This is a genomic window from Cellulomonas sp. McL0606 (genome assembly GCF_058248365.1).
Window position 1 is genome coordinate 1,646,164 of sequence record NZ_CM177779.1, and the last position, 12,306, is coordinate 1,658,469.

A 12,306-nucleotide genomic window follows, 5' to 3' on the forward strand; every position below is an offset into this window, starting at 1 on the left:
AGGCCGTTGCGGTGACATTCATCGTCCTTGGCCCCCCCACTTCGCTCCACGTGGGTGAGGTCCGTGGGGTTCAACAGGCGCCGGAACGGGTCCGACATGGCGATTCGCCCCAGTTTGTCTCATGCGCGGCGACCCCGCCGCCGCACACGTCGGACGGGGCGGCTTTCGTCGTGAAATCCCCTCCACTTCGCACCACCGCCGTGACCTGCATTTTTGCGCACGCCATCGGGTGAATAGCGGCGTCGGTTCCTTGCGGGTGGAGTGAAGTGGAGTACCGTGGAGGCACGTGGTGAGGCGGGGAGCGTCCAACCGGGGGAGCAGAGGGAGGCGTGGTGACGTATGAGGCGTCCACCGGCGCGTTCGGCTCCTTCACGCCCTTCCTCGGGACGTACACCCCGCGCCTCGACGAGAAGGGCCGGCTCATCCTCCCGGCCAAGTTCCGTGGCCAGCTCCGCCCCGGGTCTCGTCATGACGCGCGGTCAGGAGCGATGCCTCTTCCTGCTCCCGATGGCGGAGTTCCAGCGCATGCACGACCAGCTGCGCCAGGCGCCCGTCACCAGCCGGCAGGCGCGGGACTACCTGCGCGTGTTCCTGTCCGGCGCCAGCGACGAGCTGCCCGACAAGCAGGGCCGCATCTCGATCCCGCCGATGCTGCGCAGGTACGCCGGGCTGGACCGGGACGTCGCCGTCATCGGCACCGGCACCCGCGTCGAGATCTGGGACCTGCAGGCGTGGGAGACGTACCTGTCCGAGCAGGAGGCCGGCTACGCCGACACCGCGGAGGAGGTCTTCCCGAACGGACCGTTCTGACGCTCCACCCCAGGCCCATGGGCCGCCCGGTGAGACCTCCCCCCGACTTTGCTGACGCACTTCCCCGGCGTCAGAGGGTCGGAGGGGGATCTGGTCGGACGGCGGAGGGCCGTCCGACCTCACTTGTTCGTCCGAGACACCAGGAGCGGGAGGCAGCGATGAGCGAGACCGACGACGCCGCCTCGCGGCACACGCCGGTGCTCCTGCAACGTTGCCTCGACCTGCTCGCACCTGCGTTCGAGGGCCACGAGACGGCAGTGCTCGTCGACTCGACGCTCGGCATGGGCGGCCACACGGAGGGCGTGCTGGCGGCGTTCCCCAACGTACGCGTGGTCGGGCTCGACAGGGACACCCAGGCGCTCGAAGCTCGCCGGCCGCCGTCTGACGCCGTTTGGCGAGCGGTTCACCGGGGTGCACGCGATCTACGACGAGATCAACGAGGTGCTCGCGCGGCTCGGCATCGCGAAGGTCCAAGGCGTCCTCATGGACCTCGGGGTGTCCTCGCTGCAGCTCGACGAGCGCGAGCGCGGCTTCTCCTACTCGGCCGACGCCCCCCTCGACATGCGGATGGACGCCACGACCGGCCAGACGGCCGCCGACGTGCTGAACACGTACGACGAGCGTGAGCTCGCCCGGATCCTGCGGGAGTACGGCGAGGAGCGGTTCGCGCCGCGCATCGCCCGCGCCATCGTCGCGCAGCGCGCCCGGCGCCCGCTGGAGCGGACCGGTGAGCTGGTGAGCATCGTGCGGGCGAACATCCCGGCGGCCACGCGCAAGACCGGGGGCAACCCCGCCAAGCGCACGTTCCAGGCGCTGCGCATCGAGGTGAACGGCGAGATCGAGACGCTCGAGCGGGCGCTGCCGGAGTCGATCGAGGCGCTCGCGGTGGGCGGACGGCTCGTCGTCGAGTCGTACCACTCGCTCGAGGACCGGGCCGTCAAGCGGGCGATGGCCGCGGGAGCGACCTCGAGCGCCCCGCCGGACCTGCCGGTCGAGCCGGCCACGCACGCGCCGTACCTGCGGCTCGTCACGCGCGGTGCCGAGGAGGCCGACGAGGCCGAGCTGGCCCGCAACCCCCGCTCGCAGTCGGTGCGCCTGCGCGCCGCCGAGCGCACCCGCCCGACTCCTGACCATCTGCGTACGAAACCGACCGGAAGGAGGGCGGCATGAGCGCCCAGTCCGCAGTACGTGCCCGTACCTCCCCGGCCCGGCCCCGCACCGCGCCGCAGAATCCACCCGCACCACGTTTGAAGGTCGTCCGCGCGCCGCAGCACGCTCGGACGCGGATGCCGTTCATCCTGGCGTGCATGGCCGTCCTCGCGGGAGCGCTGCTCTCCGCCCTCCTGCTGAACACGTCGATGGCGTCGACGGCCTACGCCAAGTACGACCTGTCGAACCAGCTCGGCCAGCTCGACCAGGACGCCAAGGACAAGCAGGCCGACCTGGACGCCCAGGCGTCGCCCGCGCACCTCGCGGCGGCGGCGACCGCGCTCGGGATGATGCCGGCCAACGGCACGGGCTGGCTGAAGCTCTCCGACGGCACCGTGCAGGGCGCCCCCCAGGCCGCCAGGGCCGCGGGATGACGACCCCGGTCACCGGCCGCCCGCGGACGGGCGCGCGCCCGCCGACGAACGGCACCCGGCCCGCCGGCAACACCGTCCCCCGACCGCGTCCGGGTGGCCCGTCGCGGACGGTCGAGGTCCCCACCCGCACCGGCGGCCGCCCGCCGCAGTCGGGCTCGCGCAACCGGATGACCTTCCTGACGATCGCCATCGTCCTGACGCTCGTCGTGTTCGCCGGTCGGCTCGTCTGGGTGCAGGGTCTGCGCGGCCCGAGCATCGCCGAGAAGGCGCGGGACTCGCGGCTCGTCTCGGTGGAGACGCTCGGCGGCCGCGGACAGATCACCGACGCCGACGGGGTCGCGCTCGCCGCGTCGGTGGAGCGGTACGACATCTCCGTCAACCAGAAGACCGTGCCCGAGTACCGGTCGACCGGCTCGGTCCCGGGTCCCGACGGTGCGGCCGGCGTCGCCGCGCACCTCGCGCCGCTGCTCGACATGAACGCGGCGGAGCTGGGCGGCAAGCTCGTCGGCGACCGCGGCTTCGTGTACATCAAGAAGGGTGTGCTGCCCGACGTCGCACGCGAGGTGCGCAAGCTCGGCCTGCCGGGCGTCAACGTGGACCGGGTGGCCGAGCGGGTCTACCCGAACGGCAACCTCGCCGGGAACGTCCTCGGCTTCGTGAACTCGAACGGCGCGGGACTCGCCGGCCTCGAGCTTCTCGCTCGACAAGCGCCTGACGGGCACGGCCGGCAGCGAGACGTACGAGCGTGGCCGCATGGGTCAGGCGATCCCCGGCGGGTACGACAAGGAGACGCCGGCCCGGCAGGGCGACTCGGTCATGCTGACCCTCAAGTCCGACGTGCAGTACCGGGCCCAGGCCGCCCTGGACGCCCAGGTGGCGGCCACCGGGGCGGACTCCGGGTCGCTGGTCGCCATGGACACCAAGACCGGCGACGTCTACGCGCTGGCCGACTCGAACAGCGTCGACCCGAACCACCCCGGCGACGCGAAGAGCGGTTCGCTGTCCAGCGCGATCTCGGACGTGTTCGAGCCCGGGTCGACCGGCAAGGTCATCACGATGTCGGCGATCCTGGACGACCACGTCGCGACGCCGACGTCGCAGTTCCAGGTGCCGTACGCGTACTCGCCCGACGGCAAGGAGACGTTCCACGACTCCCACGAGCACGGCGTCGAGAACCTGACGCTGACCGGCATCCTCGCCGAGTCCTCGAACTCGGGCACGGTCATGGTCGGCCAGAACCTGCCGGTGCAGACGCGGTTCGACTACCTGCAGAAGTTCGGATTCGGCGCCAAGACGGGGATCGAGCTGCCGGGGGAGTCGGTCGGCATCCTGCACCCCGTGAGCTCGTGGGAGCGTCGCGACAAGTTCGCCGTCCTGTTCGGCCAGTCGGTCTCGGTGACCGCGATGCAGGCCGTCCAGGTGTTCGCGACGATCGCGAACGGCGGGGTCCGGGTACAGCCGCACATCATCAAGGGCTGGACGTCGCCCGACGGCACGTTCACCCCGTCCGCGACGCCCACCACCACCCAGGTGGTCTCGCCCGAGACCGCCAAGACGGTGCTCAGCATGATGGAGAGCGTCGTCGACGACGGCACGGGCTCCAGCGCCGCGATCCCGGGCTACCGCGTGGCCGGCAAGACGGGTACGGCGCAGGCGTGGGCCTCGGACGGCACGCAGGGGATCACGGCGTCGTTCATCGGCGTGGCACCGGCGGACGACCCGCGCATCGCCGTCGCGGTGATCCTGCACAACCCGCGCAAGCTCGATCTACGGCGGCACGGTTGCGGCGCCCGTGTTCAGCAACGTCGCGGGCTACCTGCTCGGCGAGCTCGGCGTGGCGCCGTCGGGCACCACGGGGACGCTGTTCCCGACGACGTGGCGAGGCGCGCTCCCCGGGACGCCGCCAGGCGTCCGGGCGACCCCGGTCGGGGTAGATTCTCCCCATGACGTCCCCGGCTCGGATGCGCCCGCTGCATCCCGCGGTCCACCGGGTCGCCGACCTCGTCGGGACGTTCGACCTGGTCACGGCGGGTCTGCCGGTGGCCGAGGGCGCTCAGCTGACGGGCGTCAGCCTGGCCAGCGCCGACGTGGTCGAGGGGGACGTGTTCGTCGCGGTCCCCGGCCTCAAGGTGCACGGGGCCGCGTACGCGGGTCAGGCGGTCGAGGCCGGTGCCGCGGCGATCCTCACGGACCGGGCCGGGCTCGACCTGCTGGGCGACCTGGCGGCCCGCCTGCCCGTCCTGCTCACGGACGACCCGCGCTCGCTGGCCGGCCCGATCGCCGCCTGGGCGCACGACGCACCCGGGGAGCGGCTCGCCTCGGTCGGCGTGACCGGGACCAACGGCAAGACGACGACCACCTACTTCGTCGACGCCGCACTGCGCGCGGTGCACCCCCTGACGGCGCTGCTGGGCACGGTCGAGCTGCGGATCGGCGAGGACGCGATCGAGAGCCCGCGCACGACGGTCGAGGCGCCCGCGCTGCAGGCCCTGCTCGCCGCCGCGCTCGAACGGGGCGCGACCGCGGTCGCCATGGAGGTCAGCTCGCACGCCCTGGCCCTCGGCCGCGTCAACGGACTCGTGTTCGACGTGGTCGGGTTCACCAACCTGCAGCGCGACCATCTCGACTTCCACGGCGACATGGAGGGCTACTTCCGCGACAAGTCGCGGCTGTTCGCGTCGGGGCAGGCCCGCCGCGGCGTCGTCGTCGTCGACGACGAGTGGGGTCGGCGGCTCGCGACGGACGCGCCGATCCCCGTGGAGACGGTCGCGACGCACGTCGGCTCCGGCATCGTCGCGGACTGGACCGTCACGGCCGCGGACATCGGGCTGGACGGCGTCGGCTCGACGTTCACGTTGCGCGGGCCCGACGGCACCGACCACTCGGCGGCCAGCCCCCTGCCCGGTCTGGTGAACGTGTCGAACGCCGCGCTGGCGATCGTGCTCGCGCACGCTGCAGGCGTCGAGCTGTCCGTGGCGATCGAGGCCGTGGGGCACGCGCACGAGATCCCGGGTCGCATGGAGCGCGTGATCGAGCGCGGCGACGGCTTCCCGCTGTCGCTCGTCGACTACGCGCACACGCCCGACGCCCTCGTCCTGGCGCTCGAAGCTGTCCGGCCCATCACGCCCGGTCGACTGATCCTCGTCTTCGGCTCCGACGGCGACCGGGACCAGGGCAAGCGCCCGATCATGGGCTCGATCGCCGCGGATCTCGCCGACGTGATCGTCGTCACGGACGAGAACCCGCGTTCCGAGGAGCCGTCGAGCATCCGTTCCGCCATCCTCGACGGAGTGCGGGCGCACCGCCCGGACCTGGTCGACGTGCACGAGGCGACGAGCCGCGCGCAGGCCATCCGCGACGCCCTCGCCCTCGCCGACGAGCAGGACACCGTGATCATCACGGGCAAGGGGCACGAGCCCACCCAGGAGATCGCCGGAGTGTTCCACCGGTACAACGACCGTTTCGTGCTGCTCGCAGCGCTCGAGGGCCGTCAGGAGCAGCACGCGTGATCGCCCTGACCGCGGCCGAGATCGCGGCCGCAACCGGCGGTGTGCTGCGCGGCGACGTAGAACCGTCCCTGCTGGTCGGCGGCTCGGTCGTCGTGGACTCGCGCGAGGAGGTCCTGGGGGGCCTGTTCGTCGCGCTGACCGGGGAGCACGTCGACGGTCACGAGTACGCCGCCGCGGCCGTGCGGGCCGGTGCCGCGCTGGTGCTCGCGGCCCGCGACGTCGTCGACGACGGTGGCGTCGTCGTGCCGAGCGTCGTGGTGCCGGACGTGGAGCAGGCGCTCGGCGACCTCGCCCGGCTGGTGCTGGAACGGCTGCGGGAGGCCTCCTACGAACCGGGCGGCAGCGGGCTCAAGGTGGTGGGCATCACCGGGTCGGTCGGGAAGACGACCACCAAGGACCTGCTGGCGCAGCTCTGCGGGAGCGTCGGGCCCACGGTCGCGCCCGTGCGCTCGTTCAACAACGAGATCGGCCTGCCGCTGACCGTCCTGCGGGCCGACGAGAGCACGCGTTTCCTCATCCTCGAGATGGGGGCGAGCGGGCCGGGGCACCTCACGTACCTGACCAGGATCGCGCCGCCCGACGTCGCCGTCGTGCTCGTCGTCGGTCAGGCGCACCTCGGCGGGTTCGGCGGGATCGAGGAGGTCGCCCGGGCCAAGTCCGAGATCGTGCAAGGCCTGGTCCCCGACGGGGTCGCGGTGCTCAACGCCGACGACCCGCGGGTCTCGGCGATGGCCGCGCTGGCGCCCGGCGACGTGAGGACGTTCGGGGCCGCGCCGGAGGCGTCGGTGGGCGCGCGTGACGTCGCCGTCGACCGCGCCGGTCGGGCCCGGTTCACGCTCGTGTCGCGCTCGGACGAGGGCGAACGAACGGCGACCGTCGAGCTGCGTCTGGTCGGTGAGCACCACGTGCACAACGCGCTCGGTGCCGCCGCCGCCGCCCTGGCCGTCGGGCTCGACCTCGACGAGGTCGCCGCGGGCCTGACCGTCGCGGACGCCCTCAGCCCCCACCGCATGCACGTGGTGGACCGCGCCGACGGGGTGACCGTCGTCGACGACTCCTACAACGCCAACCCGGACTCGATGCGCGCGGCCCTGAAGGCGCTGGCCGTGCTGGCCGGGCGCGACCGGCGGTCGATCGCGGTCCTCGGCGAGATGCTCGAGCTCGGCCCGGAGACGCGCACCGCGCACGACGCGATCGGTCGGCTCTGCGTCCGGCTGAACATCGGGCTGACGATCGTCGTCGGCGAGGGCGCCCGCGCGATCCGCGACGGCGCCAACCACGAGGGTTCGTGGGGCGACGAGGTGGTGCTGGCCGACGACCTCGACGTCGCGACCCGGTTCCTGGAGTCGGAGCTGCGGCCGGGCGACGTCGTCCTGGTCAAGTCGTCGTACGGCGCCGGCCTGTGGCGGCTCGGGGACCTCCTCGTCGAGGGAGCCGTCGCATGAGGGCGCTCCTGATCTCCGGCGGGCTGTCCATGCTCATCGCCCTCCTGGGCACGCCGCTGTTCATCCGGTTCCTGGTGCGCAAGCAGTACGGCCAGTTCATCCGGCAGGACGGCCCGACCGCCCACTTCACCAAGCGTGGGACCCCGACGATGGGCGGCGTCGTCATCATCGCCGCCACGCTGCTCGGCTGGATCGGCGGCCTGGTGGCCACCCGGACGCTGCCGAGCGCCTCGGCGGTCCTGGTCCTTTTCCTGATGACCGGGCTCGGGCTCGTCGGGTTCCTCGACGACTTCATCAAGATCTCCCGCCAACGCAGCCTCGGGCTGAGCGCCCGGTGGAAGATCCTCGGCCAGGGGCTCGTCGGGGTCACGTTCGCCGTCGCGGCCCTGCAGTTCCCCAACGCGAAGTTCCGGACACCGGCGTCCACGCACATCTCGTTCATCCGGGACACCAAGCTCGATCTCGCGTTCTGGGGCACGACGATCGGGGTCATCCTGTTCGTCCTGTGGGCCAACTTCCTCATCACGGCGTGGTCGAACGCGGTCAACCTCACCGACGGGCTGGACGGCTTGGCGACGGGCGTCTCACTGATCGTCTTCGGCGCCTTCGTGATCATGGGCGTCTGGCAGAACAACCAGGAGCTGCCAGGTGCTCGCGACCGCCGGCCCGCGCTGCTACGAGACTCGGGACCCGCTCGACCTCGCGGTCGTCGCCGCCGCGATCGTCGGCGCGTGCTTCGGGTTCCTGTGGTGGAACGCGAGCCCGGCCAAGATCTTCATGGGCGACACCGGCTCGCTCGCCCTGGGCGGCGCGCTCGCCGGCCTGTCGATCCTCACGCGGACCGAGATCCTGGCCGCGATCATCGGTGGCCTGTTCGTGCTCGAGGTCATGTCCGACGTCATCCAGATCGGCTTCTTCAAGCTGACGCGAAGACGGGTCTTCAAGATGGCACCGCTGCACCACCACTTCGAGCTGTCGGGGTGGGGCGAGGTCACCATCGTCATCCGGTTCTGGATCATCGCCGGGCTGTTCGTCGCCGTCGGCGTCGGGATCTTCTACGCCGAGTGGGTGGCCGGGTAGGTGGCTGAGGTCCAGCTGGACGGTGCTCTGGTGATCGTCGCCGGCCTGGGGGTCTCGGGTCGCGCCGCCGCCGAGGTGCTCGCCTCGCTCGGGGCCCGCGTGGTCCCGGTCGACGACCATGCCGACGACGTCATCGGCACGCAGGAGCTGCTCGCCGGGACCGCGCTCGACCGCGCGTCCCTCGTCGTCGCCTCACCCGGCCTGGCGCCGCACCACCCCCTGCTCGCTGCTGCGCTCGCCCGCGGTCTGCCCGTGTGGAGCGAGGTGGAGCTGGCCTGGCAGGTGCGCGTCGACCGCGCGTCCGGCGACGGACCGGCGCCCTGGTTGGCGGTGACCGGGACGAACGGCAAGACGACCACCGTCGGCATGCTCGAGTCGATCCTGCGGACGGCGGGCCGACGGGTCGCGGCGGTCGGCAACGTGGGGCCGCCGGTGGTGCTCGCCGCGCGGGACCCGTCGCTCGACGTGCTCGTGGTCGAGCTGTCCAGCTTCCAGCTGCACTTCACGCACTCGATGTCCGCGCAGGCGGCCGCCGTGCTGAACATCGCGGCCGACCACCTCGACTGGCACGGATCGATCGAGGCGTACGCGGCGGACAAGGGCCGGATCTTCGAGCGCGCCCAGGTCGCGTGCGTCTACAACCTGGCCGACCCGCGCACCGAGGAGCTCGTCCGGGAGGCCGACGTCACCGACGGGGCGATCGCGGTCGGCTTCACGCTCGGCACGCCGCTCGTCGGTCAGGTCGGGATGGTCGAGGACGTGCTGGTGGACCGCGGCTTCGCGCGCCTGCGGCACACGCACGCCGCCGAGCTGGGCACCCTCGACGACCTGGCGCAGCTGGCCGGGCCCGACGGCACCGTGCCCCCGCACGTCGTCGCGAACGCCCTGGCCGCCGCGGCGCTCGCCCTCGCACACGGGGTCGAGCCGGCCGCCGTGCGCGCCGGCCTTCGCGCCTACTCCGCGGGTGCGCACCGTCTCGAGACGGTGGCCACGATCGACGCGGTCGCCTACGTCGACGACTCCAAGGCCACCAACGCCCACGCGGCCGCAGCCGCGCTGGCGGCGTTCGCACCCGGTTCCGTCGTGTGGGTCGCGGGCGGCCTGGCCAAGGGTGCCCGGTTCGACGAGCTCGTCGCCGCCCGCAGGGACCGGCTCGCGGCGGCGGTGCTGATCGGGGTCGACCGGGAACCGTTGCGCGAGGCACTCGCCCGACACGCACCCGAGGTCCCCGTGGTCGAGGTGGACGCCGGTGAGACTGAGACCGTGATGACCCGCGCCGTGCACGAGGCCCGACGGCTCGCCCTCGGGGCTGCCGGGCTTGCGGCGGATGCGCGCGTCACCGTGCTGCTCGCCCCCGCGTGCGCGTCGATGGACCAGTTCTCGTCGTACGCCGCCCGAGGTGAGGAGTTCGCCGCCGCCGTGCGTGCGCTCGGCGAGGACGTGTGAACGGGCGGACGGGGGCACGGGCGTGACCGCGACGACACCGCGACCCGCCCGCGACCGGGCGCCCGACGCACCGACCGCCACCGGCTCGATGCTCGGGCAGTGGAACAGCGCGGTGACCAGCTACTACGTGCTCGTCGGCGCGGCGGCCCTCCTGCTCGTGCTCGGGCTGGTGATGGTCCTGTCGAGCTCGAGCGTCGAGTCGCTCGACAAGAGCGGGTCGCCCTATGCCGTGTTCCTCAACCAGGCGCAGTTCGCGCTCATGGGGCTGCCCCTCCTGTTCGTGCTGTCCCGGATGCCCGTGCGCTACTTCAAGCGCTTCGCGTGGCCGGCGCTGGGCGCCGCGATCCTGTTCCAGCTCCTCGTGTTCACGCCCCTGGGCTGGGGCGTGGGCGGGAACCAGAACTGGGTGCGCATCGGCGGGATCACCGCGCAGCCGTCCGAGGCGATCAAGCTCGCGCTGGCCGTGTGGCTCGGTGCCGTGCTGGCCCGCAAGCTGCCCCTGCTGCGGCAGTGGCGCCACGCTCTCGTCCCCGCGGTGCCCGTCGCCGGGGTCGCTCTCGCCGTGATCCTGGCGGGTCACGACCTCGGCACCGCGATGGTGCTCCTGCTGCTCGTGGCGGGGGCGCTGTTCGTCGCCGGTGTGCCCCTGCGGATGTTCGGCTTCGCAGCGCTCCTCGCGGCCGGGCTCACCGCGGCGCTGACGCTCTCGAGCGGGAACCGCACGGGCCGCATCTCGAGCTGGCTCTCGAGCGACTGCGACGTCACCCAGGCGTGCTACCAGACCCTGCACGGCGGATACGGCCTGGCGAGCGGCGGCTGGGGAGGTCTCGGGCTGGGGGAGAGCCGGGAGAAGTGGTCCTACCTGCCGGCCGCGCACAACGACTTTATCTTCGCCATCCTCGGCGAGGAGCTCGGCCTGATCGGCACGCTCCTGGTCCTCGCGCTGTTCGGGCTGCTCGCGTTCGCCATGATCAGGATCATCCGACGCCACCAGGACCCGTTCGTGCAGATCACCACGGGCGCGATCCTGTGCTGGATCATCGGCCAGGCGATCGTCAACATCGCGGTCGTCATCGGTCTCGCGCCCGTCATCGGGGTGCCCCTGCCGCTCGTGTCCGCGGGTGGGTCCGCCCTGATCGTGACGATGGCGGCACTCGGCGTGCTGATCGCGTTCGCGCGCTCCGAGCCCGGCGCCGCCGAGGCGCTCGCCGCCCGGCCGAGCGTCGTGCGGCGCTCGCTCGCCGTCATCGGCCGGTCTCGTGGCTGACGAGCGCCGGCCCCCGTCGGTGCTCCTCGCCGGCGGCGGGACGGCCGGGCACGTCAACCCGCTGCTCGCCGTGGCCGACGAGCTTCACCGCCGGCACCCGAACGCGCGCCTGACCGTCCTCGGCACCGCCCAGGGCCTGGAGGCACGCCTGGTGCCGGAGCACGGGCTCGACCTCGCGTTCGTCCCGCGCGTGCCCCTGCCGCGTCGCCCGACGCTCGACTGGTTCCGCCTGCCGGGTCGGTTGCGCGCCGCCGTGCGGGCCGCCGGTACCGCGATCGACGACTCCGGCGCGCAGGTCGTCGTCGGCTTCGGCGGGTACGTGTCGACGCCCGCCTACCTGGCAGCGCGGCGACGCGGGGTGCCGGTCGTGATCCACGAGGCGAACGCCCGGCCCGGCCTCGCCAACCGGCTCGGTGCGCGCTGGGCGAGGTCCGTCGCGGTGACGTTCCCCGGGACCGCGCTGCGCGGCGCCCAGGTGACGGGCCTGCCGTTGCGCGCGCCGATCGCCCGCCTGCTCGCCGAGCGATCCGCGGATGCGCACCGCGCGCGGGTGGCGGCGGCCCAGTCCCTGGACCTCGACCCGACCCTGCCGACGCTCCTGGTCTCGGGCGGGTCGCTGGGAGCCGTCAGCGTCAACACCGCCGTCTCGGGTGCCGCGGCCGAGCTGCTCGCGCGGGGCGTCCAGGTCTTGCACCTGACCGGCGCGGGCAAGGCCGACGCGGTCCGCGCAGCGCTCGAGGGCGTGCCCGGCGCCGAGCACTACCAGGTGCGCGAGTACCTGAGCGACATGCACCTCGCGCTCGCCGTCGCCGACGTCGTCGTCGGGCGGTCCGGCGCGGGCACGGTCTGCGAAGCTCGCCGCGCTCGGCATCCCGGCCGTGTACGTCCCGCTGCCCGTGGGCAATGGCGAGCAGCGGCTCAACGCGGCCGCGGTGGTCGCTGCGGGCGGGGGCCTGCTGGTCGACGACGACGACCTCGATCCGGCCTGGCTGCTCGCGCACCTGCCCGTCCTGCTCGTCGGCGACGCGGCAGCCGAGACCCGGGCGCGGATGGGCCGCGCGGCGGCGAGCGTCGGCGTGCGAGACGCGGCCGCACGCGTCGCCCGGCTCGTCGAGGCCGAGCTTGCCCGCGCCGCCCAAGGCTCCCAGGCAGCTGGCCGCCGAGAA

At 72.9% G+C, this 12,306-nt stretch carries 6 protein-coding genes and 5 pseudogenes; all 11 read left to right on the top strand.

Annotated elements, in window-relative coordinates:
* Positions 1 to 332 precede the first annotated feature (332 nt).
* Positions 333 to 810, top strand: a pseudogene (gene mraZ, locus AC38ZX_RS08345) (division/cell wall cluster transcriptional repressor MraZ).
* Between the two features lie 158 nt (positions 811 to 968).
* Positions 969 to 1,980 (top strand): annotated as a pseudogene (gene rsmH, locus AC38ZX_RS08350) (16S rRNA (cytosine(1402)-N(4))-methyltransferase RsmH).
* Positions 1,981 to 2,096: 116 nt separating this feature from the next.
* Positions 2,097 to 2,393, top strand: a complete 297-nt coding sequence (ftsL, locus tag AC38ZX_RS08355) for a cell division protein FtsL (protein WP_491296947.1) — start codon at positions 2,097 to 2,099, stop codon at positions 2,391 to 2,393.
* Between the two features lie 167 nt (positions 2,394 to 2,560).
* A pseudogene (locus tag AC38ZX_RS08360) lies at positions 2,561 to 2,998 on the top strand (peptidoglycan D,D-transpeptidase FtsI family protein); the annotation flags it as partial.
* Positions 2,999 to 3,146: 148 nt separating this feature from the next.
* Positions 3,147 to 4,340, top strand: a complete 1,194-nt coding sequence (locus tag AC38ZX_RS08365) for a peptidoglycan D,D-transpeptidase FtsI family protein (RefSeq protein ID WP_491296948.1) — start codon at positions 3,147 to 3,149, stop codon at positions 4,338 to 4,340.
* Positions 4,337 to 5,902 carry a UDP-N-acetylmuramoyl-L-alanyl-D-glutamate--2,6-diaminopimelate ligase gene (locus AC38ZX_RS08370; protein WP_491296950.1) on the top strand — a complete coding sequence of 522 codons (1,566 nt, stop codon included), beginning with the start codon at positions 4,337 to 4,339 and terminating at the stop codon, positions 5,900 to 5,902. Before AC38ZX_RS08365 ends, AC38ZX_RS08370 begins: the two co-directional genes overlap by 4 nt.
* A complete protein-coding gene (locus AC38ZX_RS08375; RefSeq protein ID WP_491296951.1) occupies positions 5,899 to 7,347 on the top strand; it encodes a UDP-N-acetylmuramoyl-tripeptide--D-alanyl-D-alanine ligase in 1,449 nt (482 codons plus the stop codon). The genes AC38ZX_RS08370 and AC38ZX_RS08375 overlap by 4 nt, the downstream gene beginning before the upstream one ends.
* A pseudogene (gene mraY, locus AC38ZX_RS08380) lies at positions 7,344 to 8,427 on the top strand (phospho-N-acetylmuramoyl-pentapeptide-transferase). Before AC38ZX_RS08375 ends, mraY begins: the two are co-directional and overlap by 4 nt.
* Positions 8,428 to 9,873, top strand: coding sequence for a UDP-N-acetylmuramoyl-L-alanine--D-glutamate ligase (gene murD, locus AC38ZX_RS08385; protein ID WP_491296953.1), 1,446 nt, complete (start codon positions 8,428 to 8,430; stop codon positions 9,871 to 9,873).
* 22 nt (positions 9,874 to 9,895) lie between these two features.
* Positions 9,896 to 11,140, top strand: coding sequence for a putative lipid II flippase FtsW (gene ftsW, locus AC38ZX_RS08390; RefSeq protein WP_426595357.1), 1,245 nt, complete (start codon positions 9,896 to 9,898; stop codon positions 11,138 to 11,140).
* Positions 11,133 to 12,270: pseudogene (murG, locus tag AC38ZX_RS08395) on the top strand (undecaprenyldiphospho-muramoylpentapeptide beta-N-acetylglucosaminyltransferase); the annotation flags it as partial. The gene ftsW and the pseudogene murG, both read left to right, overlap by 8 nt.
* Positions 12,271 to 12,306 lie beyond the last annotated feature (36 nt).

What these genes read in the sequence shown, in the direction of transcription:
- AC38ZX_RS08370 (WP_491296950.1), top strand. Translation starts at nt 4,337, where the DNA reads ATGACGTCCCCGGCTCGGATGCGCCCGCTGCATCCCGCGGTCCACCGG.
- ftsL (WP_491296947.1), top strand. Translation starts at nt 2,097, where the DNA reads ATGCCGTTCATCCTGGCGTGCATGGCCGTCCTCGCGGGAGCGCTGCTC.
- AC38ZX_RS08365 (WP_491296948.1), top strand. Translation starts at nt 3,147, where the DNA reads ATGGGTCAGGCGATCCCCGGCGGGTACGACAAGGAGACGCCGGCCCGG.